Source organism: Rhodococcus sp. FH8 (assembly GCF_019266085.1).
Lineage (GTDB): Bacteria > Actinomycetota > Actinomycetes > Mycobacteriales > Mycobacteriaceae > Rhodococcus_F > Rhodococcus_F qingshengii.
In genome coordinates this window covers 31,192-55,269 of sequence record NZ_LPNQ01000076.1, presented here as the reverse complement: position 1 = coordinate 55,269, position 24,078 = coordinate 31,192, and the positions used below count along the sequence as shown (strand labels likewise).

The window sequence follows — 24,078 nt, the reverse complement described above, 5'->3', positions numbered from 1 at the left end:
GGCTTTCCCGCTATTCGAAGTGGGATTTGAAGATCTGTCCGTGGACGCCAACGGTTCGATCGACAACCTGCGAGACCGTGAAATCGGCTGCGGCAGAAAGATACGCGTAGGCCGTCGCTCGATCCATGCCGCGATCATGCTCGAGGAAGTCGAGTGCGTTGACCACCGCACGTCGCATGGCACCGTTGAGGTCACTGTTCTGCCCATCGACCGAACCGTTGGGGTCGGACAGGCCGATCGGAATCCAGGCCTCCTCGGTCTCGGCGAACGGGTATCCGAAAGCCACCGATGGAGCCTCACCGGAGTTCTTCTTGCACACGCTTAGTCGGAACGTGCCGCGCAGCGAACCTTCCATCGCCGTCAGCGCTGCCTCGCCGTCGCCCATGGCCATGTGGGGGTCACCGACGTAGAAGAGGGCGCCTTCAGCGAATACCGGCAAATAGAAGGTTGATCCGACACCGAGAGGCCTGATGTCGATGTTTCCGCCGCCCAGGGTCGGAGGAATGGAGTTCGACGACGGGGATGTCGGGTCTGCATCCGCAGAATAGGCAACTCCCATCATTCCCATGAAGGGCCGCAGGGGAAACCGCACCTTCGACTGTCCGAAAGGCATCACGCCCTTGCCGTCTTCGATCGCCGTGAAAGTGGAAACACCGCCGTACTTCAACGGGTCCTTTGTTGCGCGCCCGTCTGTGGCGACCGGCGGCATGACTTCGTCCAGAGTGATTCCCGCTGGAGCGGTTCCGTCTGCTGTGACGGCGAGAGCGCCCTTGCCGTGTCTGCTCGACACAACGCCGTACGGCACGCGGGGAATGGCTTCGAGAGTCTCGATCTTGAGTACGTCTCCAGGCTGGGCGCCTTCGACGAAGACCGGGCCGGTGACGACGTGCGGTCCGTCCTTGTCGAAGTTTCGTTCGGTTCGGTTGTATTCGGCCGCAACGGCAATCGCATCCTCGAGCACGTCCTTCTCGGAAACGCCTTTGCTACCGAAGTATTCGAGAGGATTGCGCCCTTGATCCTCAAGAATTCCCTCGTGCGAGAGGGCGTCGATCGTGACGGTCTGGCCCGACTTCATCCGCATCACCTCGCGGGTGTGGATGTTGGGCACATAACCCCACATGACGTCCGACGGATCCGAACTCAGATAGTGATCGCCACTGACGTTTCCGCTGCCCGGTTGCAGAATCGGAATGCCATCGGCGAACGGTAGTGCAGAGGAGGACGATCCAGCCGGTGACGCGTTCGAGTGCGCGCATCCCGAAGCCACACCGGCAACTCCTACGCCCGCACCGAGGGCAGCGACTGCCCTCATGAATCCGCGTCGGCCAAGACCTTTCGTCAGGTCTTCGGCTGCGTTGCGGGCAAGAGTGTATTCCATCGAGATTCCTCCGGAGTGCGTGACGATGTGCGACTGCGAAGAAAGCTAGACCCGATTTGTTACTCGTTCATTACCATTTCATGGCAAGGAAATACCGCTGACTGAGAATGAATTCAGCGACGGCGAAGCCGCCAGAGCGAGGTCGTCTCTCGTGCCCGGGCAGCGTGAAGCGCATCGGTTCGGTCACTGACCTTTGCGTGCGTCGGTTTGACGTCCATGCGATCGACAACAGTGAGCCCACCGGCCGCAATCAGATCGTGCAGTTCGGATCGCGTTCGGAGACCGAGGTGTTCGGCAATGTCCGAGAGGATCAGCCACGCTTCTCCCCCGTCGTCCAGATGCGCTGCGACACCAGTCAGGAAGCCCTTCAGCATCGCTCCAGCGGGGTCGTAGACGGCGTATTCGATGGGCGAGGTGGCCTTGGCCGGAATCCAGGGAGGATTGCAGACCACCAACGGAGCGGTGCCTTCGGGAAAGAGGTCTGCTTCCACCACGTTCACCTGATCGCCGTAGCCAAGCCGCGACAGGTTGGTGCGCGCGCATTGCAATGCCCGGGGGTCCTGGTCGGTGGCCGTCACCGTCTTGACGCCACGCCGCGCCAGGACGGCAGCAAGAACGCCGGTACCTGTTCCGATATCGAAAGCAGATTCCGTCGAAGGTAGCGAAGCAGACGCGACAAGATCGACATACTCCCCGCGGACGGGTGAGAACACTCCGAAAGCGGGATGCACTCGTGCGTCGAGAGCCTCGATGAAAACACCTTTGCGGTGCCACTCGTGAGCGCCGATCGCGCCGAGGATGTCACGCAACGAGCGAACCGAAGGCTCACCGGTAATCCCGAAGGCTTCGGTCAACGCTACTTGCGCGTCCGGGGCTCGCCGGAGTGGAATCGACAGATCTGCATCCAAGGGAATGAGCAGCATACCGAGGATCTGCGCGCGGCGTCCTTGGGTCTGCCGGTGGAGATGGAAGGCTTTGGCTGGGTCGTCGGACGCTCGGCGCGGCTTGCGGTCGATGCGCGACGCGACGGCCTTCGACAGTTGGCGAACGTTCTGAAAATCTCCGCGCCACAATAACGCCGTGCCTTCGCATGCCAAGCGATAGGCGACGTCGGCCTTCATCGTGTCGTCGGCGACGACGATGCGCTTGGGCGCCGGGGCGTTGCTCGTCGAACCCCAACGGGCCGATTGCTCGGCGTCGTTCTCGGTCCACACAGCGAATTGTTCAGTCATGTAAGCCCTTCCGGCGTCCGACGCATAGCGGCCGGTCTACCGGCTGATGTGGTCCAGATCTGCAAAATCTGCTCGTCTGGTGTCCACACTAGTCGGGACCGGCCGCGCTACACGACTGCGAGAGGGATGTCAGCCCTTGGCGACGCGAGCTGCCTCGGCGATCCGAGCCTCGGCGACCGCGTCAGCAGCCTCGCCGGCGAGGATTCCATCCTTCTTCGACTTCGCGAAGATCTCGGTGACCGTGTCGAAGATCTTCTCGACCTTGAGCTTGACCTCTTCGGCCGAGTTGCCCTTCAGCTCGCCGGCAACCTGGATGAGGCCGCCGCCGTTGGCCACGTAGTCAGGGGTCCAGGTGATGCCGCGGTCGCGGAGGATGTTCTCGACCTCGGGCACGGTGAGCTGGTTGTTGGCAGCGCCGCAGACAACCTCGGCCTTGATCGAGCGTGCGGTCGTGTCGGTGAGTGTTGCGCCCATCGCACACGGTGCGTAAACGTCCAGATCGGCGTCGATGATGCTGTCGACGATGCTCACCTGTGGGAAGTCAGCCTTGACACGGTCGAGCGCTGCGGCGTTGACGTCGGTCGCGAGAACGGTTGCGCCGTCTGCGAGGAGGAGCTTGATCAGCTCGTAGCCGACCTTGCCTGTGCCCTCGACACCAACAGTCTTGCCTGCGAGCGACGGAGTGCCCCAATGCGACTGTGCCGCGGCGCGCATCGACTGGAATACGCCGAGGGCCGTCATCGGAGCGCTGTCGCCGGAACCGCCGACCGTAGCGTTGCGGCCGACGACGAAGTCGGTGTTGCGACCGATGATGTCGAGATCGTTGGAGTTGGTTCCGACGTCACCAGCGGTGATGTAGCGGCCACCGAGGGTCTGGACGAATTTTGCGTAGGCGCCGAGCAATTCGTCGGTCTTGGCCGTTGCGGGGTCGCCGATGATGACAGCCTTGCCGCCGCCGAGGTCGACGCCGGCAACCGCAGCCTTGTAGGTCATGCCGCGCGAGAGGCGCAAAACGTCTGTGACTGCGGCAGATTCGTCGGAGTACGGGTAGAAGCGCGTTCCGCCGAGCGCGGGACCGAGCGTCGTGGAGTGGATGGCGACGATGGCCTTGAGGCCGCTCGCGGGATCCTGGAAGAAGCTCACCTGCTCGTGGGGGTAATCGCGCAGGTAGTCGGCGCGATCGAACACGCCCGCAGTGTCGTCATGGGAAACAACAGAGTTCACGGGCTCGGCGGTGAGAGTCATTGTGGGATAGACCTTTCCGAAGGATTAACGGGGCGCAGTCGAAATATTGGGACGAATTGGCCATTGGGTACTATTGGGGACAAATAACCCAAAGAGAATCCCGCTGAGCAATTCGTGGAACCAATGCTCTGCCTGAGTTACGATTTGGTCAATGCAAATCTCTTGAACTAGTCAATTCGATCATCCAGTGACTCATATCACTGAGGAGAGGTTCACAAAGTGCTCAGCATCGACAAGCTCGACGTCCAGTTGCTCGGACTGCTCAGCAAGGACTCGAGGATGAGTGTGGCCGAGTTGGCCAACTCGTTGGGCGTCGCCCGCAACACCGTCCAGTCGCGAATGAAGCGCATGGAATCCAACGGACTTCTCACCGGGTTTCGGCCGAATCTCAATCTCCCCGAGGTCGGTATCCCGATTCAGGCATTTGTCGGTCTGGAACTCGAGCAGGGCAAGATCAGCGCAGTCGCTCGGAGTCTGACCGAGTTGCCCGAGGTGATCGAAATTCACGCCACGACCGGTCGCGAGGATTTGCTCGTTCGCGTCGCCACCTCGACGCACGCGGCGCTGCAGAAGTTGGCCGAGCAGATCGTGTCACTTCCAGGCGTCACGCATTCGACCACGACCATCGCTCTGACCAATCCCCTTCCGTATCGAATTCAGCCTCTCCTCGAGCACCTCACCAATGACGCCGGATGGGGTCGTTCGACCGCCTTCCCCCGTCAGCAGGACTAGGACGGGTGGTCGCGTCGATGCTTCCAAGTGCGCTAGTTTCATGGTTATGAGTGAGATCCAGGGACAGCGCATCGCGTTCATTCAGGCGACGTGGCATCGCAACATCGTCGACCGTGCACGCGACGGATTCACCGACGCGATCGTCGAGCTCGGCTACCCCAAGGACACGGTTGATTTCTTCGAGGTACCGGGAGCTTTCGAGATCCCGCTGCATGCTCGGCGGTTGGCCAAGACCGGCCGCTACCAGGCCATCGTTGCCGCAGGTCTGGTCGTCGACGGCGGTATCTACCGGCATGACTTCGTGGCGACGGCTGTCATCGACGGTCTGATGCGCGTGCAGCTCGACACCGACGTTCCGGTTTTCTCGGTGGTCTTGACGCCGCATCACTTCCACGAGCACGCCGAGCACGTCGACTACTTCAGCACGCATTTCGTGAAGAAGGGCGCCGAGGCTGCTCGCGCGGTCGACGCCACCGTCAAGTCGTTGAAGGCCCTGCCCACCAACTAGTCGTTACCCAAGTCTCGCTGAGTCGAATGCCATCGGCTCAGCGAGATTTTTTGTGTCTATCGAGGGGTCTCGACGCTTGCCAGTGCGGAGGCATTCGAGTCGTCGACTTCGCCGTAGCGGTCGACGCATTGCTGGAAGAAGTCCCGCATCTCGGTGACCACTTGGATGTGGCTGTTCAATGACTTCTCCAACGAATCTTCACCATCCTTAGCTTTCTTGGAGAACTTCTCGGCCAGGTTGATTCCAGATTGGAGCGTTCCCATTCCAGAAACATTCGCAATCACGAACAGATTTCTGCGCATCTGATCGAGTTCGCCAAGAAACCCTTCGCATGCCGCAACCACATCACGTGCGATGTCTGGCTCAACTTCCAGTCGCGAGTCGTCAGACCCATTGCTTCGATCAGACCCACTCACCGAGACCTCATTTCGGTAGCGTCGGTTCAAGATTGACCGACAGACGCTGCACAACAACACAACTGGACTCTTGCCGAGCCTCAGACAGCTTTCGTTCTACGTTGAACCAGATTGAGCCGTGTTCGACCGAGAAAGCAAGGTAGCAACCATTGTTGTCCTCGTCGTCGACGCGCTGATACTCGATACCACGCCGCCCACCGACAGTGAGTTCCTCGAAACCTCGGAAATCAGGATTCCGTCGAACATCGTCGACGGTGTACGACGATGAATACACGGTCAAGAAATACCAGGACCCGCTCCACCCACAGATCTTCCATCCTGGCTGCTCCACGCCCGCCGCACCAGCTTCCTCGGTAGCCGGATCAAGCCCCACTTCCTCCAGAACCGAGTCCGGAATGTCCTTGCACGGATCGAACAATCCCTCTTGGCCGGATGCAGGCTCAGCCGCCCCCTCCACGACTGAGCTGCATCCTGCCGCAGCCCACACCAACACCCCAGCCATGAGCAGTCGCCCAACCCCCACCGACCCCCGCATGACACCCCCTGTTGATGTGGACCCACTGTATTGGATGCACCGGAGGCTCGATCGGTTCCCGCAATCAAGAAATTCCCAGTTCAGGTTCGCCGGTTCACTCAGAGCGCATCTTCAGCGATTGACGCTCAGCTCAGCAGTCGCATACTGGAGAGGTTGACTACGACTTCGGGAAGGCACCGAGTGAGCGCACCGAAAGCCCCGGCCAAACCAGCGATCCTCAGCGTCGACGACGATCCTGGTGTTTCGCGTGCCGTCGTTCGAGACCTTCGCAAACGGTACGGAGAGAAGTACCGAATCATTCGTGCGGAGTCCGGCGACCAGGCTCTCGAAACCTTGCGTGAAATGAAACTTCGCGGCGATGCAGTCGCTGTGATCGTCGCCGATTACCGCATGCCCGGTTTGAGTGGAATCGAGTTCCTCGAACAGGCAATGGACCTGTATCCCGTAGCTCGTCGCGTTCTCCTCACCGCGTACGCCGACACCGATGCTGCGATCGACGCCATCAACGTCGTCGACCTCGACCACTACCTCCTCAAGCCTTGGGATCCGCCGGAAGAGAAGCTGTACCCCGTCATCGATGCGCTGCTCGATGCCTGGGCAAGTTCGAGTCATCACCCCGCCGAGGAAACCAAGGTGATCGGCCATCGTTGGTCCGAGCGATCATCCGACGTCCGAGAGTTCTTGGCACGCAACCAACTTGCCTATCGCTGGTACATGTCAGACGAGCCGGAAGGCCAACGACTGCTCTCGGCTGCCGGTACCGACGAACTGCGGCTTCCCGTCGTCATCGCATCCAATGGGGATGTCCTTGTCGAGCCCACTGACGCCGAACTCGCCGACAAACTCGGGTTGAGTACCACCCTCTCCGAAGACTTTTACGATCTCGTTGTCATCGGCGGCGGCCCTGCGGGTCTGGGCGCTGCTCTGTACGGCGCTTCGGAGGGACTTCGGACGGTCCTCATCGAACGGCGGGCGACTGGCGGTCAGGCCGGCCAGAGTTCACGAATCGAGAACTACCTCGGCTTCCCCGACGGAGTGTCCGGCGCACAGTTGGCCGATCGGGCGAGGCGCCAGGCAACCAAGTTCGGCGCCGAGGTCATCACCGCGCGAGACGTCACCGGTTTGGAAATCAACGGCTCGGCCCGCACAGTGCGTTTCGACGACGGTTCGTCGGTCGACGCCCATTCGGTCATCTTGGCGACCGGTGTTTCCTATCGCCAGCTTTCGGCGCCGGGACTCGATACATACACCGGCCGAGGGGTCTACTACGGATCGGCCGTCACCGAAGCCGCTCGGTGCAGCGAGCAGGATGTGTACATAGTCGGCGGCGCCAATTCGGCAGGGCAAGCTGCGGTCTATCTCTCCCGCGGAGCTAGGTCCGTCACCATTCTCATTCGCGGCAACTCGCTCGAAGCCTCGATGTCCTACTACCTGATTCAGCAGATCGAAAAGAATCCGAAGATCACCGTGCGCACGTGCACGGAGGTAGTCGGCGCTGAGGGTGACGATCACCTCGAACGAATTACACTGCGTAACAGAGCCACCGGAGAAGAAGACACTGTCGATGCTCAGTGGTTGTTCATCTTCATCGGTGCCGCTCCCCTGACCGACTGGCTCGGAGACGTGGTGGTCCGCGACGGAAATGGCTTCGTTCTTGCCGGCCCGGACCTTCCGTCCGAAGGCGTCACACCGGACGGGTGGCCGCTCGACCGCGCACCACATCATCTCGAAACCAGTGTCCCCGGAGTGTTTGTCGCCGGGGACGTACACGCCGAATCGGCCAAGCGCGTCGCGTCGGCCGTCGGAGAGGGCGCGATGGCCGTGATGTTCGTCCACCGCTATCTCGCTCAACAATAGGGAGATTCGATGTCCATTCCTGAATGCAGCCCAGACTTGCTCCGCACCCTGTTCCTGTTCGAGAAGCTCACCGACGATCAGCTCGAATCACTCTGCCAGGCAGGCCATATCACCGAAATCGATCGAGGTCAGGTCTACCTCGAAGGTGAGCCTGCCACCTGCTTCTACGTCCTCATCGAGGGCGAGGTGGTGCTGTCCAAGCTGTCGGGCGGCGAAGACATCGAGATCAACAGGACCACCCAGCGCGGCGTCTACTCGGGAGGATGGACGGCGTATCTCGGCGATCGGGTACCGCAGGTGTACGCGGGGTCGATGCGAGTGACGACGCCTTCGACGTTTTTCGTCCTGGACGCCGACAAATTCGGCAACGCGATGCGGGAGTGGTTTCCGATGGCGGTTCATCTGCTCGAAGGTGTTTTCTTCGGCAAGAAGAACACTCAGCAGATCATCGATCAGCGAGAGCGACTCCTTGCACTCGGATCACTGTCGGCCGGGTTGACTCACGAGCTCAATAACCCTGCAGCCGCAGCGGTTCGAGCGACAGCCTCTTTGCGCGAGCGTGTCGCAGGCATGCGTCACAAACTGGGGATGGTTGCATCGGGCACCTACGACCGCGATGCCCTCGTCACTCTCATGCGACTTCAAGAGGAAGTTGCAGAAGTTGTCGCCAAGGCGCCGACGCTCACTCCCCTCGAAGCCTCCGATCGGGAGGATTCGTTGGGTGAATGGTTCGAGGATCATTCGATTCGAGAAGGTTGGGACCTGGCTCCGACCTTCGTGCAGGCTGGACTCGACACCGCTTGGCTCGAGAATGTTGCTGCAGCCGTTGACGAGTCCGTACTCGAAGGCGCAATTCGCTGGCTGAATTACACCATCGAATCCGAACTCCTGATGAACGAGATCGCCGACTCCACAACGAGGATCTCGACGCTCGTCGGTGCGGCCAAACAGTACTCACAGATGGATCGCGCTCCCTTCCAGACCATCGATGTCCACGAATTGCTCGACAGCACGTTGATCATGTTGGGGCAAAAGATCGGAAGCGGAATCGAAGTCGTCAAGGAGTACGACCTTGCGTTGCCTCCGATCGACGCCTACGCCGCCGAACTCAATCAGGTGTGGACCAACCTGATCGACAATGCGGTGTCTGCCATGGACGGATCGGGAACACTCACCGTTCGGACAAGCCGCGATGGCGACCGCGTGTGCATCGAGATCTGCGACACCGGCGCCGGGATTCCCGATGACGTCATCGACAGGATCTTCGAACCCTTCTTCACGACTAAGCCTGTCGGTGAGGGAACCGGTCTCGGCCTTGATATTTCATGGCGAATTGTGGTCGGCAAGCATCGTGGTGAGCTGCGGGTCACGTCGGAGCCCGGTAACACCCGGTTCAGAGTTTTGTTGCCAATCGCGGGCCCACCGCGGGATACGCGCGACGACTAGTCGCCCTTGCACGGCCGGTAGGCAAAGCGCACGATGAAATGACCGACTTCAGTCAGCGAGAGGGTGGACCATGACCGACGGACTTCCAGCGGGGATCGATCCGAGCGTGCCGCCTAGTGGCGCGGGATGCGTTGAATGCGATGCGAGCGGCGGTTGGTGGGTCCACCTGCGTCGATGCGCGCAATGCGGTCACGTGGGGTGTTGCGACTCCTCACCGTCACAGCACGCGAGCAAGCATGCGGCCTCGACAAAGCATCCGTTCATGCAGAGCTACGAACCCGGTGAGGATTGGTTCTGGAGCTTCGAAACCAACGAGGCATACGATGGACCAGAATTGGCCGCGCCCACTTCACATCCCGTAGATCAGCCGACGCCGGGGCCTAAGGGTCGTGTCCCAGCCGATTGGCAGCAACACATCCACTGACTCAGTTCGGTTGGTCGATCGACCTCAAAGTCGAGACGTTCGACGACTCCTGCTCGAATGCGTTGTCGATGCAGGCTTGAAACTGAGCCTGCATTGCCTCCACGACCGCGATATGACTCGCCAGCACATCGACGAGCGCATCCGGGCCGCCAACCGCCTTTTCCTCGAACTTAACCTGCAGTGCCCGGGCGGATCCGAGAGTGCCGAAGCCTCCCACTTGCCCGAGATAGTTCGCATCGTCCGACAGTGACCTGAACAGCGAAATTAGATCATCACACGCCTTCGCCAGATCCTCTGCGACCCTCTTCTCCAGATACAAACCGGACATCACATACTCCAATTCACTACGAGTCGAATCTCTTCCGAGCGTTATTCGGGAAGCAGCGGTAACACGGTCAGACCGACCCGCTCAACCAGTTCACACGGAGTTTCGGGGCGCTGGTCTCCGACTTTCGCACCCACTCGAATCATCGCCGTGGACTGAGCAGTCGCGAAGGCGATATTGCACGCGGTGTCCGCCTTGTCATTGTGTTCCTGGAACATCAGGACCTGTCGGCCGGCGAGTTGAATTCGATGTAGATCGCGCATCACCGGATTTGCTTCGACTTCCGCAAGCGAGTGTGTTGTGGAAGTCAGACGGAGGAAGAACCAAGATCCTTCCCACTTGCATATATTGAACCCATCGATATGGGTGTTGACTATGTCAACCTCTTTTGTTGCCGGGTCAACTCCGACTCTCTCCAATTCCTCATTGCTGAGAACCTCACACGGATCAAACATCCCAATCACATCGACAGGGAAAGCCTCGCCCTCGACGGTCGAGGAACAACCCCCAACCAACAGCGCGGCCGCGACCAGGACCACTGCAACCCTCACTCCCACAGCACTCCCCCTCGTTCGCGACCCGCTCACAGTATTGGACGCTCCCCAGCACAGATCGGTTCCACGACATTGCATTCCGTTGCAACCCTTCACCCACGCCGATAATCGGCCTAACGTCGATCTACCAGGGGATTCACAACGAAGTGAGGTGCGGATCAATGAAGGCAGCACGGTTCCACGGGCAGAAAGACATCCGGATCGAAGAGATCCCTGAGCCCGAATTGCGGCCAGGAACAGTCAAGCTGAAGGTCGCATGGTGCGGAATCTGCGGCACCGATCTCCACGAGTACCTCGAGGGACCGATCTTCATCTCCGCACCCGGACACCCGCATCCACTCTCACACGAGAATGCGCCGGTCACGATGGGCCACGAGTTCTCCGGCACCGTCGAAGAGGTCGGCGAAGGTGTCACGGACGTCGAGGTCGGCGAAAATGTTGTCGTCGAGCCGTACTTCGTCTGCAACGAATGCGCCCCGTGCAAGGCGGGCAACTACCACCTGTGTACGAAGATGGGGTTCATCGGCTTGGCCGGCGGTGGTGGCGGGCTCAGTGAGAAGGTCGTCGTCGACCGTCGCTGGATCCACAAGATCGGCAACATCCCGCTCGATGAGGCAGCTCTCATCGAACCGTTGAGCGTCGCCCATCACGCAGTCGTACGCAGTGGTGCCGAAAGCGGCAACGTCGCCATCGTGGGCGGAGCCGGACCAATCGGACTCCTCGTTGCGGCAGTCCTCAAGGGTCTGGGTGTCACGACGATCGTCACCGAACTCAGCGAAGCCCGCAAAGCCAAGGCCCTCTCCAGTGGAGTCGCCGACTACGTCATCGATCCCACCACCGAAGACGTCAAAGCGCGCGTCCTCGAACTCAGCGGAGGCATCGGCGCAGACATCGGTTTCGAGTGCGCAGGCGTCAACGCAGTACTCGACACCATGCTCGACACGGTCAGGCCTGCTGGAGTTGTTGTCAACGTGTCGATTTGGGGCAAGCCCGCGACCATCGACATGCAGAAGCTGGTCCTCAAGGAGATCGATCTACGCGGAACCATCGCGTACGTCCGTGACCATGAAGCGGTCATCAAGATGGTCCAGGACGGTGTCGTCGATCTGGCGCCATTCATCACCGGTCGTATTCAGCTCGAAGAGTTGATCTCCGAAGGATTCACCACTCTGATCGAGCACAACGACACTGCGGTCAAGATTCTCGTCAGGTCGTGACCGGACGGGGCACCTCGGGACCCACCGCGGTCAGCGACCCTGGTGCCCGCCCCTTGCCCCATCCGATCTTCTCTCGGTAGCGGCCGATGTGATCGTCCTCGATCACATCGGCCGTTTCCAACGGTGTGGATTGCGGATGCACATACAGCGCATCCGTCGGGCAATATGCCTCACACATGAAGCAGGTCTGGCAATCCGATTGGCGCGCAATCACCGGGACGCCCGACGGCGTCCGATCGAAAACATCTGTAGGACAAACGTCTACGCACTTGTCGCAGCCGATGCAGTCAGGCGCGGACACCAGCTCGATCATGACGCCACCAGTGCAGACCCGACAGATTCAGAAGTCCGGGTCCACACCGAATCCAAACCGCCGGTGAGGACGTGATGGTGCTGCGTCACATCGAGTTCGGGATAATCGTCTCGCTTGCTCATTCCCCGAGTCTCGTTCCGCGCCAACGTCGAGTGGTACATCCAGCGACCGACGGCCGTGATCGCGGCAGCCTGCCGCGCCGCCATCCGACCTGCTGGATCCGCGCCCAGATCCGACCTCACTGCACCCCACAGCGATTCGAGCTCACCGAGCGCTGCGGATACTCGATCACCGCTGCGGAGGTAGTTCTTGTCGAAGGGAATCAGCTGCGCCTGAGCAGCTTTCACCACATCGTCGGCAGCAAACCCGGTTCGTACCGGATTACGCAATCCGACGGTTCCGGCTCCGCGTAGACCACTGGTAGCCCCGCGTCCGACCGACAGCGCATAGCGCGCAGCACCGATTCCCGCCCATGAACCAGAGGACATCGCCCACGCGGCGTTGTGACTTCCCCCGCCGGTAAACCCTCCGCAGATTCGCTCTCGGGTCGCTGCGTCCCCGGCGGCAAACAGACCTGGAACGGATGACGCGCAATCGTCGTCGACGACGTTGATTCCCCCAGTGCCGCGCACCGTGCCTTCAGCGAGCATGCCGACCTCGAATTTGTCGGTGAAGGGATCGATTCCGCGGCGATCGAATTGAAGGAAGAAGTTGGGTTGCCCCAGCCTCATTCGACGCTGCACCTCGGCGTCGGCCCGATCGATCTGCGCGAACACGGGCTCGTTCCGCAACGTGCTGGCGATGACGGACCTCCCCTTCGCCGAACCGGCCCCTTCGAGCACTCTTCCGTCTGCGTGGAAGAACGTCGCGTACGCGTAGTAAGCCGTCTTGGTGATCGTCGATCCGGCCGCTGCGATTCCGTACGCGTTCGAGAACTCCATCCCAGAGAACTCTGCTCCGACTTCCGCTGCCATCAATGCACCGTCACCGGTATCGACGTTGGTACCCAGCGCACCGGACAGAAACGCACAACCTCCGCTGGCGACCACTACCGCGCCTGCCGAGACGCGGTAGTCCTGATGTTCGTGACGCTGGTATCCGGCGACTCCGCGAACTCGGCCCTCACCGTCCACCAACAACTCCAGTGCCGGCGAATGGTCGAGGATCCGCACCCCGGCTCGACGAATCCAGGTGCGCATCCGTCGCATGTACTCAGGTCCCTGCAAGCCGGTACGGATCTGCTTGCCCGTGCTGGGGTCGATGGGGAACGGATATCTGCCCTCCACCGCGAGGAGATCCATGTTGGAGTAGGTCTGCTCGAGAACGCGGTCCATCCAATGGTGGTCTGCAAGATATCCGCCGAGCGCCTCACGACCGGCCTTCGCCCGCTCACGGGCAGTCGTATCCGGTTCGACGTACCAAACACCTGTTCCGGAGGGGGCCGTTGCGCCGCTCGTTCCGCAGTAGCCCTTGTCGACCAGGACGACGTCTGCACCGGCCTTGGCCGCGCGCAACGCTGCCCATGCGCCGGCGGGGCCACCACCGATCACCAATACATCGGTGGAGAGTTCGAGGACGTCCGTCACTGGCCAGCTCCTGTCAGAGGTCTACGCAACACTTCTGTTGCCGCAATATTCCTCGAACGAACTACGCAGCGCCACAGTCAGAATCACTGTGAACTCAACCGGTCACCATCGCATCGACAGATGCGCTACGACGCTTCCCGCTCCTCGTCGGTGCACAACGCGGAGTACTTGGCGAAGGCTTCCTGCAAGGTCAGCGATTTTCGTCGCTCGGTGATGTCGCGGGGCTTTCCCTGCGCGACACTCCGACGCGCATGTTCGATCACAGCTTCACGTATGACGCTGGAAATGTCCGCGCCCGTGAGCTCTTGGAGGGTCTCTAGGGCCCTCAGTTCCTCTACGTCGAATCTCACCGTTACCGATCGTCTAGCCACACTCAGGATGTTACTTGCGGGTACACCAAATTTGGTGAGTTACGTATGCGTCGAGTCGAATATCTTTGGGCGCCAAAACCTTCGAATTCCGATCTACGTGGGTAAATAGTTTTCCACTCACGGCCCTCATGTAATGCAACGCACACGGCGCTAGCCAGCGTGCCGACGGACACTGTCGCTGTCTATGCTTGCGAAACACTGCCTTCGATCGGAGATATACCGCGTGAGCATCGACCACATCGTTTCCGCTGTCGACGGCGATGCTGCCGAGCGAATCAAAACGGCCCTGGCCGAGAGAGCCGCAACCTCGACGGACACGACCACGCTGGTGTTCGACGGCGTGAGCATCGAGATTCCTCCGTCGGTCGGCGACGCCGTCGTGCAGCTCCTGACCTACCTCGCGGCTGGCGACAGCGTCGCCCTCGGGCCCGTTGCAGAACTCCTCACCACCTCGCAGGCAGCAGAGATCCTCGGCGTTTCGGACACGTATGTGCGCAAACTCGCCGACGCCGGGAAACTCCCGATCGAACTACGCGGCACCCACCGCAGGTTCCGCCTCGATGACGTGATGGCTTACCGCGAGCAGTTCCCCAAACGCGCCTAGCTCTTCGCGTACATTCCTTCGATCTCCTTCGAGAACCGATCGACGACGACATTGCGCTTGATCTTGAGCGTCGCTGTCATCTCACCGTCTTCCTCGGTCAGATCGCGATCGAGAATGACGAACTTCTTGATCGACTCTGCATGCGAGACAGCAGCATTGGCGTCGTCGACAGCCTTCTGCAGCTCCGCTCGAAGGTCCTTGTCGTCACGTAGTTCGGCGACGGTGGCACCGGAAGGCTTGCCGTTCTCCGCCTTCCACTTCTCGAACACCTCGGGGTCGACGGTCAACAGCGCCGTGATGTAGGTCTTCCCGTCGCCGACGACGACTGCCTGCGAGACGATGGAATGTGAACGGATACGGTCTTCCATGGGACCGGGCGAGACGTTCTTGCCGCCCGCCGTCACCAGAAGATCCTTCTTGCGTCCGGTGATGGAAAGGTAACCTTCGCTGTCGAGTTCACCGAGATCACCGGTTCGCATCCAGCCGTTGACGAATGTCTCTTCGGTGGCCTTGTCGTTCTTCCAGTATCCCTTGAAGACGACTCCACCGTTGAGTTCGATCTCGCCGTCCTCGGCGATGCGAACCCCGTTGCCGCCCATCGGCTGTCCGACGGTTCCGATCTTCTGAGCACCCGGGACGTTGACGCAGTGCGCCGCAGTAGTTTCGGTGAGGCCATAGCCCTCGTAGATCGGAACTCCGAGCCCACGGAAGAAGTGCCCCAGCTCAGGAGTGAGGGCGCCGCCACCGGAGATCGCGAACCAGCACTCGCCGCCGAGAGCCTCACGAAGCTTCGAATACACGAGCTTGTCTGCCACTGCGTGCTTCGCCTTCAAGATCAGCGAGGGACCGCCCTTGTCGAGGGCTTGGCTGTACTCCTTGGCGGTGGCTTCGGCGAAGGCGAAGATCGCGCTGGGGATCTTTCCACCGGATTCCGCCTTGCGTGCTGCGCCGTCACGAACTTTTTCGAAGACACGCGGAACACCGAGGATGGTGTTGGGCTTGTATCGCTCGAATTGGGTTGTGATGGTGGCAAAGTCGGACCAGTGGGCCTGCGACGCACCAGCTTCGAACGTCGCGAGGGACACCGCGCGGGCCAGTACGTGAGCGAGCGGCAGGAAGGTCAGGACTCGGTTTCCCGGAACCGCCACCTTGCCGATCGATGCCGTGAGAATCCCGCGCACCTCGGACAGGAAGTTGCGGTGCGTGAGGATGCATCCCTTGGGACGGCCTGTCGTGCCGGAGGTGTAGACGAGTGACGCCAGATCGTCGGCCTTGATGCCCGCGAGTCGCTTCTTCAGCTCGGTGTCGTCGACGTCGGCACCCTGTGCGGTTAGCTTCTCGACTGCTCCGTCGTCGATCTGCATGACGGCTTTGAGAGTGCTTGGCGCGTCCTGGAACAGCTGCTCGTGCGCGCCGGTTTCGACGATTGCGATGACGGCCTCGGAGTCTTCGAGGATCCAGCTGACCTGCCCCTGAGACGACGAGTCGTAGATCGGGACGGTAGCGGCGCCGGCCGCCCAGATGGCGAAGTCGAAGAGCGTCCACTCGTATCGGGTCGCGGAGAGGAGTGCGACGCGGTCGCCTGCCTGCACGCCAGCGGCGATGAGACCGTTTGCGACGCCGGTGACCTGCTCGGCGAACTCTTTGGCTGTGACGTCTACCCAACCCTCGCCCTTGGGGCGGGAGAACACCGTCAGTTCGGGCGTGCGCTCGGCGTGAGTGAAGACGGTGTGCACCACGGACTCGTTGTCGGAGATGGTGAACTGGGCTTTGGCGCTGTACTCACTCACAGGGTGTCATCTCCGTTGGTCTGCGATTCGATGCTGGTTCTGAAGCGGTGGAGTGCGCGGGCGAAGTCTGCGACCTCGGACTCGGTCCAATCGTGCAGCCTGCCGGCGACTTGGTCGAGCCGACGCGCGTCGGCGGCGTCGAGGTATTTGCGGCCAGCCTCCGTGAGGTGCAGCGGATTGCCCTGACGAACGGATCCCGGATCGGCATATACCCAGCCTGCCTCGATGCACCCGCGCACTTGGCGCGAGATGGTCGAGCGGTTGACGCCGAAGACTTCGGAGATCTCCGTGGCCTTGCATCCGTCATTGCGGCCGATGAAGGAGAGGAACGAATGCTGGGCGATCGACGGGTGGTCATCGGAATGCCGATCCCCCGTCATCAACTGCCGCGTCAGGTGCACCAGCTCGTCATGAACGGCTGGTGGACCGGTGAGCGCCATTGCTCCGTCGTGTTGCACTGGGCAACTATAACGCTGCCCCCAGTGTCCGACGCAATATGACCGCCGCCACCGACAAGAAGTCCGTCGGTGGCGGCGTGAAAAGTTAGACCAGATCCTCACCGTTGCGGCGAGCAGTTGCCCAATCCTTGAAGAATCCCTTGCTGATGACTCCCAGCACGACCAAGACCAACGCCGGCCAGATCAGAACATAAATGGTCAGTAGAGCTGTACTCATTCGTATTCCTTCCACTTGTCTCGACGGTTACTTTCCGGACGCTCCCACGGCAGGAAGCTCGTCATCGTCGAAGTCTCCCGTCCGCTGCTTGATCAGTTCGAAATCGAACGTCTCACGCTGATTGACGGACATCGCAAAGCACACGACGGTACTGACGGCATAGGCCACCAAAGATCCGCTGAGCGTTGGGTAATCGTGCAGGAAGCCGATCGCGAACGGCGCGGACAGCACGATCGCCAGGCCACCGACGATCTGCGCAACCTTCAGACCGAAGAATCCAAATACCATGAGTCCCAGCACCACTCCGATACCGATAACGGCAACGATGTCGGAGAAGAGCCCGAACATCCCATCCATCGGCACCCAACTGAATCGGACGGGCAAGAAGGCGGCAAGCGCCACCAGAACCGACACAGTGAAGGCCTTGTTGGTGACCTTTCCCCAATAGAAGCTCGCGATAACCGGGAACACCAGCGCGCCCCACAGCGCGCCGACGAACACCAACAGATCAAGAATGCTCAGTTGCAGACTTGCCAAGGAGATAGCCGCCGCCGTGGCAACTATCATCGTTACTCGGCCGATGAGCAGCATCCGTCGAGGGTTCGCATTGGCCTTGCCTGCGACGGCTTGGCCGTAAACGTCGGTCATCACGATGGACGAGAGCGCAGCAAGGTCCGAGTCTGCCGTCGATGACAGCGCGCCGATGATCATGACAAAGAAGACGGCCAGCAAAATTCCGGGCAGGTACGACGCGGCCATCTGCGGAATCAGGTTGTTGACGTCACCATCCATCGGCTCGATTCCGAGGTACAGAGCGAGAACACCCAGCATTCCGACACCAATGACCGTTGCGCCGTATCCGACGGTTGCGGTGATGAAGGTGGGCTTGATCAGGTCTTCGCGGACCGCGAACAGACGTTGGGCAATGGTCTGGTTGCCGATTGCGTAGGCAAGAACTGCCGCGATGTACGGCGCGCCCTGCTCGAAGAAGGCAACGCTCGAGAAGAAGTTGCCCTGCTCAGCAGTAAGGTTGCCTGCCCCGGATTCGAAGGCTGCCGGGAACCCTGCCGCAAAGAAGATGAACGGCACCAAAACCGCTACCGCACCGAGCATTCCGATCAGCTGAACGAAGTCGGTCAACACCGAAGCGCGGAAGCCCGACCACAACGTGTACAGCAAAACGCCCAGCGCAACGATGAACACACCCTGGATGAAGTTGAACGGCGAAAGCAACGCGATCAGCAGACCACCAGCGAGGAAGTTCGACATCAAACTGATGAGACTGCCGACGATATTGGAGCCCGCGAGCATCAGCTGACTCGAGCGTCCGTGCCGCGCGTACATGACCTCAGCCAGGGTGTGGGCTTTCGGCGCTACTTTGCGAATTCGCTGGCCGAACGGATAAATGAAGAGAATCATCAACGCGCCCCACAAACCGTAGTGAATGGGGCCGGAGATTCCGTAGGTGTAGCCAGAAGTGGCAGATGCGTACATCGACGACGCCCAAATCCAGGTGGCCGTCATGCTCGCGGCCGAAACACCAAATCCTAATTTGTTTCCGGCGGTCATAAAACCGTCGGCATTTTCCTGTTTCTTACCAATACGAAGAGAAATCAGAAATGTTCCACCATAAAAAGCAACAAGCAGTGAAACAATTACCAAGGTACTGAACTGGACCATGTCGGACCCCGTCACATGCCACATCCTTCGCACATAATCGGCAGAGCAAAGCGCAAAACCCCTGTTCAGGATCTTTGCGCTTCGTTTCTGCACGCCCTAGGAGCGACCGCCATACCAACACCGGTCACATATTCAATTGACTAGCAACACGCACTTCGTCTTTTCGGAAACCCAACCTCCACAAAATAAATCTTCTGCGCAAGCTTTTGGCTCGACCACGCAATTCAACAACTGAGAATCGACCATAGCATAATGGCAATTTCGAACAAAAACTCCGATATTTTCCCACCCGAAAATATTCATGTTTCCGCCGCAGTAAAATCGTGCGCTTCCAGCGCATATAACAACTCCGCATCGATTGAAATCGATGCTCGATTCGATCGCTCAGCTACTTCGACAGGACCATCCTGGCAAACCGTCGGCCCCACTCGGGATCGGCGGAAACATGCTGGTCCAGCGGATTGGAGACAATCGCCCCGATCATTCGCAGGTACACGAGAGTGTCTCGCACCATCCACGTCCAATCGTCGTCCCCGAGTCGTGTTCCGTCTGTTGTCGACCAACCCAATGCCGTGAGGCCTTCGATCATCACTTCACTACGTTCGGACTCCGACAAGCCGGCAGCCAACGTAAGGAACAGAATTCGGCCGGCTTCCTGCGCCATCTCACCCTTTCCCAACGGCATGGCCGACACGATGTGACGCCACAGCTCGCCTTCATATGCAAGCACTGACGCGCCGAGTCGAGTCAGAAGCAATGTGCCTCGGAGTTTCCGGACAAATCTCAGTGTCTTTGCGACTTCAACGAGTACTGCTAATTGCGAGTCACTCCCTGCCGTGACACCGATCCAGTCGCTGCCCCAATCGAGTTCGTCTCGGGCGGCCGCAACATGGTCCGAAGGAAGTGCCCCGGACGCCGTCAAAACAATCCCACCACCTCGCGCGGAGTTCAGCAGCCACAGCAGTTGGCAGGTTGCTCCCTCACGCATCACCTCGAAATAGTTGTCATATCCGCCACGAAGCTCCGATTTGGCAACTGCGGCAAACAGTTTCGGCGCGGAATGAACCGACAGGCGGCGCAAGAAATTCTCGAACAGCGAGCTTTCCACGGGCGGTGATTTATGCAATGCCACTGCAATGGTGACTGCTGCATTGGACTCTGCGGGAACAAAACGTTCGGGATCGAACAGTCCGGTACTCGCCTGCACGTTCAGGAACTCGCGATACCCGATCGGACCGCCAGAATCCTCCGGCGGGCACGCTCTCTCGCCGTCGAGACAGGATGGCTCAGAAATCGGCTGGTCTTCGACAATCTGCTCGAGAACCAACGTGTGACTCCACCTTGCGCGGGCGTTGTACTCATAACGGACGTACTCCCCGACCGCGGTAACTGCCTCGTCGATCCGGACTTCGTCCTCACCAAACTCGTCTTCCTGGTATCCGTCGCGCTCGATCACCTCTGGCGCGATATACCGATCTGGGCCATTGTCCGTTGAATGATGGACACTCACCCACTGATGAGCGTGTTGATCTCCCCACCCCATCACCGCCTGCACAATCGAATGAAGTTGGTCCAGTTCGATATTCGACGGGACCGAAAACCGTCTCCAAATAGGCGGCGTGATGCAATCGAGTTCGATCCGCATGACAAAGTTCGCCACCTCCGGCCGTCGACGCTGATTCCGCATCTGCCTCGGCGTAAGGACCTTCATCTGGCTTTGCGCCGCTTGATATGCAGGTACCAAACGCAGATGTGAAGCTCGCCGAACTCGCTGACCCGTCATGTATGGAGGCTAGATCTACCTACCGACAGCCGAGATACTCACTGCCACAAGGTTGCCCGATTTGTCGGGGCTCGCATCTTGTCGCTGGTCGGCTGTCAAGTCCAGATCAACACGGACCTACCCAGGCATCTTTGATCATCCACTGCGCGGACAATAGTGTGCGCCGATTACCGTAGACCTGACAGCTACCGCACGAAAACAGTGCCCAGCGCCTGCTCGGACTGGCACAGAACATGAGGATCCATGAGCGACCAAGACACGACCGCCGACCAGCCCCTCCACATCAACGGCGCAATTGCCTTGGTGACGGACGAGCGCGACGAGTTGGTTCACCTGTGCGTCCAGACCCTCGCCGAACTGCTGGGCAGTGAGCCTGCCACCGATGACGACGGCGACATTGTCGTGCCGGTTCACGGATTTGTCGTCTACGTGACCGTCGCCGACGACGGACCCCAGATCAACGTTTGGTCTTCGGTTCTGACCGGCCTCGGCAATCCCTCGCATGCTGCGACTCGACTCATCGAACTCGCGCAGGAATGGCCGCGCCTCCGCTTCGCCTTCAGCGGCGACCACCTACTGGTCTCCACGATGCTCGACGCCGATCCCTTCGCTCCGCAGCATCTGCTGAACCTGATCGACGAGGTTCACGACTTCACTCACGAACTCGACGACGATTTTGCTGAATCCTTCGGCGGAGACCTCGACTGCGACGCCGATGACGACAGCTACGCCGGAGACTGCAATCCCGGCGGTTGCGGCGGTGACTGTGACTGTGCGTGCGGCGATGATGCAGACGGCGTCGACGGTGATCTTGGTATTACACAAGTTAAGTAGTCTGGCTCATCTTCGATCTGCTCCGCAGAGCGCTCGCTGGCGAAGTCACGAAGCGACATAGATCTGCGTGCGGTGCCAGTCCAGATAGACAACATCCGGACGCTCCGCCTTGTCCGGCAAGATCAATCGGTCTCTCAGAGGTGGCTTCCCGAGTGCGGCGCGAAGCGGACCTTCGATCTCCATATCGCTCTCGACGCCGGGCGCGTAATGGAGGTTCAAGTCCTCATCGACGGTGATGAGCCCCGTATCGAAGGCAATGTCATGTGTCGGACACGCGGTGAAGCCGTTGCGACGGTCAAGTCGCTCTTTGTCAGTGCTGTCTCGCCAGGGCTTGATATGGCTTGCAGTAAGGAGGCGCGGCCGGCGTCGGCCACCGATGTTCGCGCTAAGGCCACAGAACACGCAGCGGTGCTCGTGATTGCTGAGTACGCCAGCGGCGAACCGATGCTGGCCGATCCGAACCCTCGAGGTCAGCAATCGCTGGGTGGTCGCGATGGGGATATCTTTACGCTCGCTAGACCACTTTTCGAGCGACTGCTCCAAGGATCTCTCGATCTCACTTTGGACTAACTCTTCTTGTCCCGCCAACCACAGCGTTTCGCCGTTTTCCAATTCGAGGAAGTCTGGCAACGCATGTTCGTCAATTCCGTGGGAACGCGCCGACCGCAGAATTCGAAGGTATACGTCCTGCATCAACACGCTGTCCGAAAGCATCAACGACGCGACTTCGACCTCATATCGCCCGCCATGACTACGTGTTCCATCCAGGTTCGCCATCTTTGCGATAAAGCTCGTGGGCGGACGCTTGAACAAACTCGCAAGATGCTGGACCGGCATTCCCGCTCGATGTGCAGAAGAGCTACCGAACCGGCGATGGTCAACCAACAGCGATGCGCAGAGCGACAACACGACCTCGCTCGGAACGAACGGCACCTGTCGGCTTCCCTTCGGTACCTCCTGACGTGCGAGTACCGATTTCCACTGCGCCTCCAGCGCGGCGGGCGATGGGTCAAGAAACTCGGAGATCACCGAAGGTGCCACTATGCGCCTTCCTGGTAAGCGTCCAACCCGCAAGTTCACACACTAGCCGGCGCCGCGCGGAATCATTCGAAGCCACTCGTGTGGTATCGCCATCCACTGATGAAGGAGTCCGGCGAACCAGTGCGCCAATCTGGCGGCCCCAAGGACCACAACGGCGCGCTGAGAGGAGGAGCCCCTACCGGAACGCACTGCCCTTCGAGGTCAGTGCCTTCACCCGCTCGACGGTCCAGACCGCCAGCACATCGACCTTCCGTTTACGGCCGGTCTCCTTGTGCGTGTCGATCTCCTGCTCCGCGATGATGTCCTTGATCCCGTCTGCATCGAGGGCTGAAAGACGCTCCAGCAGCGCTGCTTCCCCATCGACCTTGAAGACGTCGAACGGGTCGAAAGCCCCCGGCTCCCGCTTCACCTTCGGTACAGCAGCACGACGACGCGGCGCCGGCGCAGAAGCAGGTACCACAACGGCGGATCCATCCGACGGAACTGCGAAAGCGCTTTCGATTGCCTTCGCGAAGCGCGGGGTACGGGCAGCTTCCTCTGCAACTACCTGAACCAGTTTGGCCAGCAACACCGATGCCGAGGCATTGGTTGCTCCCAACTTGAGGAGCGCTGCACCGGTTTCCTGCACCTGCACGCGACGACGCGCCTCATCGATACCCGCACTCATAGCTTCGCCTGCGCTTCCGTGAGAATGTTCTGCGTAATTGCACGCATCTGATCGAACTGACCTGCATTGCCGTACTTCACCTTCAAAGTGCTGTACGGGTGAAACTCCGCCGACGCGGCAATCTGATTCGACTCCGCGAGATACTCCGGCAATACGTGAGGGACGTTGGGATCGCGTCGAAGATTTCGCACAGTCGTGCGGTGCACCGCCGAGTTGGACTTGTACTTGGTGATCACCAACCCGAGTTCGAAGAGTTCACGGCCGAGTTCTTTGCCGAACTTCGCGATGTGCGTCTGGATCTGCGGAATGCCGTACGTGGAGAGCACATCCGGGATCGTGGGGATCACGTAGCCGTCAGCCATGGCCAATCCGTTGAGTGTGATCGGCCCGAGATTCGGCGGGCAATCGATCAGAACGTAGTCGTAGTACGGCATCACCGGGGTGACGGCATCCCTCAACAATTCAACCGGCTTGGTGGAGTTCCGATCAGCAACCCGAAGGGCACTGATCTCCTCCTGTAGCTCGATCAAATCGAGAGATGAGGGAAGCAGATCCACACCCGTCACTCGCTTGACCGGAGAAACTCCGCGCTGAATCGAGGCTTCAAGATCGAAGTTCGACGTGCCATCGACGGCGTCGCGGAAAATGGTTGCGCTGGTCAGCCCTTGCTTGTTGAGTTCGAGCCAGTGATCCTCACTGATCATCATCGTCGTCAGATTGATCTGCGCATCGAGGTCGATCAACAGCACGCGCTGACCGAATTCGAGCGACATGAACTCGGCCAACCCCGCGGTGATCGTCGTCTTACCGACGCCGCCCTTGAGGTTGATCGTCGCAATCGTCTTAGCCATCAGAACCCATTCCT

Annotated in this window: 26 protein-coding genes; 8 read left to right on the top strand and 18 right to left on the bottom strand. The window is 60.0% G+C overall.

Features of this window, described 5'->3' with window-relative positions; translation table 11 throughout:
* Nucleotides 1-10 precede the first annotated feature (10 nt).
* The 3 genes from ATN38_RS21220 to ATN38_RS21210 all read right to left on the bottom strand — a co-directional run bounded on the left by ATN38_RS21220 (nt 11) and on the right by ATN38_RS21210 (nt 3,855).
* On the bottom strand, nt 11-1,378 hold the full coding sequence (locus ATN38_RS21220; RefSeq protein WP_218748594.1) for an acetamidase/formamidase family protein: 1,368 nt from the start codon (nt 1,376-1,378) through the stop codon (nt 11-13).
* Nucleotides 1,379-1,491: 113 nt separating this feature from the next.
* Complete coding sequence (locus tag ATN38_RS21215) at nt 1,492-2,610, bottom strand: class I SAM-dependent methyltransferase (RefSeq protein WP_058227702.1); 1,119 nt, start codon at nt 2,608-2,610, stop codon at nt 1,492-1,494.
* Between the two features lie 129 nt (nt 2,611-2,739).
* Complete coding sequence (locus ATN38_RS21210; RefSeq protein ID WP_003941274.1) at nt 2,740-3,855, bottom strand: Glu/Leu/Phe/Val dehydrogenase; 1,116 nt, start codon at nt 3,853-3,855, stop codon at nt 2,740-2,742.
* A 219-nt stretch (nt 3,856-4,074) separates the two neighbouring features.
* Here ATN38_RS21210 and ATN38_RS21205 point away from each other — a divergent pair, with 219 nt between their 5' ends.
* Nucleotides 4,075-4,587, top strand: coding sequence for an Lrp/AsnC family transcriptional regulator (locus ATN38_RS21205; RefSeq protein ID WP_003941343.1), 513 nt, complete (start codon nt 4,075-4,077; stop codon nt 4,585-4,587).
* A gap of 46 nt (nt 4,588-4,633) precedes the next feature.
* The gene (locus tag ATN38_RS21200) at nt 4,634-5,095 is read left to right on the top strand and encodes a 6,7-dimethyl-8-ribityllumazine synthase (protein ID WP_007726074.1); all 462 of its coding nucleotides are present in this window, start codon (nt 4,634-4,636) and stop codon (nt 5,093-5,095) included.
* A gap of 56 nt (nt 5,096-5,151) precedes the next feature.
* On the opposite strand, the gene ATN38_RS21195 is transcribed toward ATN38_RS21200, so the two are convergent.
* Nucleotides 5,152-5,358 (bottom strand): hypothetical protein, encoded by a 207-nt coding sequence (locus ATN38_RS21195; RefSeq protein ID WP_230793355.1) that lies wholly within the window; start codon nt 5,356-5,358, stop codon nt 5,152-5,154.
* Between the two features lie 160 nt (nt 5,359-5,518).
* Complete coding sequence (locus ATN38_RS21190) at nt 5,519-6,046, bottom strand: DUF3558 domain-containing protein (protein ID WP_230793354.1); 528 nt, start codon at nt 6,044-6,046, stop codon at nt 5,519-5,521.
* 180 nt (nt 6,047-6,226) lie between these two features.
* Between ATN38_RS21190 and ATN38_RS21185 the strand changes: the two genes are divergently transcribed.
* The 3 genes from ATN38_RS21185 to ATN38_RS21175 all read left to right on the top strand — a co-directional run bounded on the left by ATN38_RS21185 (nt 6,227) and on the right by ATN38_RS21175 (nt 9,773).
* Nucleotides 6,227-7,903, top strand: a complete 1,677-nt coding sequence (locus ATN38_RS21185; RefSeq protein WP_019749255.1) for an FAD-dependent oxidoreductase — start codon at nt 6,227-6,229, stop codon at nt 7,901-7,903.
* A gap of 9 nt (nt 7,904-7,912) precedes the next feature.
* Nucleotides 7,913-9,349, top strand: a complete 1,437-nt coding sequence (locus ATN38_RS21180; protein ID WP_003941311.1) for an ATP-binding protein — start codon at nt 7,913-7,915, stop codon at nt 9,347-9,349.
* A gap of 70 nt (nt 9,350-9,419) precedes the next feature.
* On the top strand, nt 9,420-9,773 hold the full coding sequence (locus ATN38_RS21175) for a UBP-type zinc finger domain-containing protein (RefSeq protein ID WP_003941317.1): 354 nt from the start codon (nt 9,420-9,422) through the stop codon (nt 9,771-9,773).
* Nucleotide 9,774: 1 nt separating this feature from the next.
* On the opposite strand, the gene ATN38_RS21170 is transcribed toward ATN38_RS21175, so the two are convergent.
* Together ATN38_RS21170 and ATN38_RS21165 are read right to left on the bottom strand one after the other, a co-directional pair.
* A complete protein-coding gene (locus ATN38_RS21170; protein ID WP_003941339.1) occupies nt 9,775-10,101 on the bottom strand; it encodes a hypothetical protein in 327 nt (108 codons plus the stop codon).
* A 41-nt stretch (nt 10,102-10,142) separates the two neighbouring features.
* Nucleotides 10,143-10,637 carry a DUF3558 family protein gene (locus tag ATN38_RS21165; RefSeq protein ID WP_003941299.1) on the bottom strand — a complete coding sequence of 165 codons (495 nt, stop codon included), beginning with the start codon at nt 10,635-10,637 and terminating at the stop codon, nt 10,143-10,145.
* Between the two features lie 176 nt (nt 10,638-10,813).
* On the opposite strand from ATN38_RS21165, the gene ATN38_RS21160 reads away from it, so the two are divergent.
* A complete protein-coding gene (locus ATN38_RS21160) occupies nt 10,814-11,869 on the top strand; it encodes a 2,3-butanediol dehydrogenase (RefSeq protein WP_003941279.1) in 1,056 nt (351 codons plus the stop codon).
* Here the strand turns inward: ATN38_RS21160 and ATN38_RS21155 are convergent.
* The 3 genes from ATN38_RS21155 to ATN38_RS21145 all read right to left on the bottom strand — a co-directional run bounded on the left by ATN38_RS21155 (nt 11,859) and on the right by ATN38_RS21145 (nt 14,118).
* Nucleotides 11,859-12,182, bottom strand: coding sequence for a ferredoxin family protein (locus ATN38_RS21155; protein WP_007726052.1), 324 nt, complete (start codon nt 12,180-12,182; stop codon nt 11,859-11,861). The genes ATN38_RS21160 and ATN38_RS21155 overlap by 11 nt on opposite strands.
* A complete protein-coding gene (locus ATN38_RS21150; protein ID WP_042447920.1) occupies nt 12,179-13,768 on the bottom strand; it encodes an FAD-dependent oxidoreductase in 1,590 nt (529 codons plus the stop codon). Before ATN38_RS21150 ends, ATN38_RS21155 begins: the two co-directional genes overlap by 4 nt.
* Nucleotides 13,769-13,893: 125 nt before the next feature.
* A complete protein-coding gene (locus ATN38_RS21145) occupies nt 13,894-14,118 on the bottom strand; it encodes a hypothetical protein (RefSeq protein WP_073512896.1) in 225 nt (74 codons plus the stop codon).
* Between the two features lie 244 nt (nt 14,119-14,362).
* Here ATN38_RS21145 and ATN38_RS21140 point away from each other — a divergent pair, with 244 nt between their 5' ends.
* Nucleotides 14,363-14,743, top strand: coding sequence for a helix-turn-helix domain-containing protein (locus ATN38_RS21140; protein WP_003941392.1), 381 nt, complete (start codon nt 14,363-14,365; stop codon nt 14,741-14,743).
* Here the strand turns inward: ATN38_RS21140 and ATN38_RS21135 are convergent.
* The 5 genes from ATN38_RS21135 to ATN38_RS21115 all read right to left on the bottom strand — a co-directional run bounded on the left by ATN38_RS21135 (nt 14,740) and on the right by ATN38_RS21115 (nt 20,533).
* Nucleotides 14,740-16,533, bottom strand: coding sequence for a long-chain fatty acid--CoA ligase (locus ATN38_RS21135; protein WP_042447925.1), 1,794 nt, complete (start codon nt 16,531-16,533; stop codon nt 14,740-14,742). The genes ATN38_RS21140 and ATN38_RS21135 overlap by 4 nt on opposite strands.
* On the bottom strand, nt 16,530-16,991 hold the full coding sequence (locus ATN38_RS21130) for a MarR family winged helix-turn-helix transcriptional regulator (RefSeq protein ID WP_080726576.1): 462 nt from the start codon (nt 16,989-16,991) through the stop codon (nt 16,530-16,532). Before ATN38_RS21130 ends, ATN38_RS21135 begins: the two co-directional genes overlap by 4 nt.
* 85 nt (nt 16,992-17,076) lie before the next feature.
* Nucleotides 17,077-17,208: a putative transporter small subunit gene (locus tag ATN38_RS21125; protein WP_003941363.1), complete on the bottom strand. Its 132-nt coding sequence runs from the start codon at nt 17,206-17,208 to the stop codon at nt 17,077-17,079.
* Nucleotides 17,209-17,235: 27 nt separating this feature from the next.
* A complete protein-coding gene (locus ATN38_RS21120; RefSeq protein WP_042447928.1) occupies nt 17,236-18,912 on the bottom strand; it encodes a sodium:solute symporter family protein in 1,677 nt (558 codons plus the stop codon).
* Between the two features lie 364 nt (nt 18,913-19,276).
* Complete coding sequence (locus ATN38_RS21115; RefSeq protein WP_058037075.1) at nt 19,277-20,533, bottom strand: plasmid pRiA4b ORF-3 family protein; 1,257 nt, start codon at nt 20,531-20,533, stop codon at nt 19,277-19,279.
* Between the two features lie 381 nt (nt 20,534-20,914).
* Between ATN38_RS21115 and ATN38_RS21110 the strand changes: the two genes are divergently transcribed.
* Nucleotides 20,915-21,505: a hypothetical protein gene (locus ATN38_RS21110; protein ID WP_042447934.1), complete on the top strand. Its 591-nt coding sequence runs from the start codon at nt 20,915-20,917 to the stop codon at nt 21,503-21,505.
* A 45-nt stretch (nt 21,506-21,550) separates the two neighbouring features.
* Here the strand turns inward: ATN38_RS21110 and ATN38_RS21105 are convergent, their stop codons facing one another.
* From ATN38_RS21105 to ATN38_RS21095, 3 genes are all read right to left on the bottom strand, one after another.
* Entirely contained in the window at nt 21,551-22,546 is a 996-nt protein-coding gene (locus ATN38_RS21105; protein WP_054825839.1) for an HNH endonuclease, read from the bottom strand.
* A 175-nt stretch (nt 22,547-22,721) separates the two neighbouring features.
* Nucleotides 22,722-23,213: a hypothetical protein gene (locus ATN38_RS21100; RefSeq protein WP_042447940.1), complete on the bottom strand. Its 492-nt coding sequence runs from the start codon at nt 23,211-23,213 to the stop codon at nt 22,722-22,724.
* Nucleotides 23,210-24,064, bottom strand: coding sequence for a ParA family protein (locus ATN38_RS21095; protein WP_042447943.1), 855 nt, complete (start codon nt 24,062-24,064; stop codon nt 23,210-23,212). The genes ATN38_RS21100 and ATN38_RS21095 overlap by 4 nt, the downstream gene beginning before the upstream one ends.
* Between the last annotated feature and the right edge of the window lie 14 nt (nt 24,065-24,078).

Coding starts and splice junctions, on each gene's coding strand:
- ATN38_RS21220 (WP_218748594.1), bottom strand. CDS start 1,378: ATGGAATACACTCTTGCCCGCAACGCAGCCGAAGACCTGACGAAAGGT.
- ATN38_RS21100 (WP_042447940.1), bottom strand. CDS start 23,213: ATGAGTGCGGGTATCGATGAGGCGCGTCGTCGCGTGCAGGTGCAGGAA.
- ATN38_RS21160 (WP_003941279.1), top strand. CDS start 10,814: ATGAAGGCAGCACGGTTCCACGGGCAGAAAGACATCCGGATCGAAGAG.
- ATN38_RS21155 (WP_007726052.1), bottom strand. CDS start 12,182: ATGATCGAGCTGGTGTCCGCGCCTGACTGCATCGGCTGCGACAAGTGC.
- ATN38_RS21195 (WP_230793355.1), bottom strand. CDS start 5,358: ATGGGAACGCTCCAATCTGGAATCAACCTGGCCGAGAAGTTCTCCAAG.
- ATN38_RS21190 (WP_230793354.1), bottom strand. CDS start 6,046: ATGCGGGGGTCGGTGGGGGTTGGGCGACTGCTCATGGCTGGGGTGTTG.
- ATN38_RS21200 (WP_007726074.1), top strand. CDS start 4,634: ATGAGTGAGATCCAGGGACAGCGCATCGCGTTCATTCAGGCGACGTGG.
- ATN38_RS21125 (WP_003941363.1), bottom strand. CDS start 17,208: ATGAGTACAGCTCTACTGACCATTTATGTTCTGATCTGGCCGGCGTTG.
- ATN38_RS21110 (WP_042447934.1), top strand. CDS start 20,915: ATGAGCGACCAAGACACGACCGCCGACCAGCCCCTCCACATCAACGGC.
- ATN38_RS21215 (WP_058227702.1), bottom strand. CDS start 2,610: ATGACTGAACAATTCGCTGTGTGGACCGAGAACGACGCCGAGCAATCG.
- ATN38_RS21175 (WP_003941317.1), top strand. CDS start 9,420: ATGACCGACGGACTTCCAGCGGGGATCGATCCGAGCGTGCCGCCTAGT.
- ATN38_RS21115 (WP_058037075.1), bottom strand. CDS start 20,533: ATGCGGATCGAACTCGATTGCATCACGCCGCCTATTTGGAGACGGTTT.
- ATN38_RS21120 (WP_042447928.1), bottom strand. CDS start 18,912: ATGTGGCATGTGACGGGGTCCGACATGGTCCAGTTCAGTACCTTGGTA.
- ATN38_RS21095 (WP_042447943.1), bottom strand. CDS start 24,064: ATGGCTAAGACGATTGCGACGATCAACCTCAAGGGCGGCGTCGGTAAG.
- ATN38_RS21170 (WP_003941339.1), bottom strand. CDS start 10,101: ATGTCCGGTTTGTATCTGGAGAAGAGGGTCGCAGAGGATCTGGCGAAG.
- ATN38_RS21180 (WP_003941311.1), top strand. CDS start 7,913: ATGTCCATTCCTGAATGCAGCCCAGACTTGCTCCGCACCCTGTTCCTG.
- ATN38_RS21210 (WP_003941274.1), bottom strand. CDS start 3,855: ATGACTCTCACCGCCGAGCCCGTGAACTCTGTTGTTTCCCATGACGAC.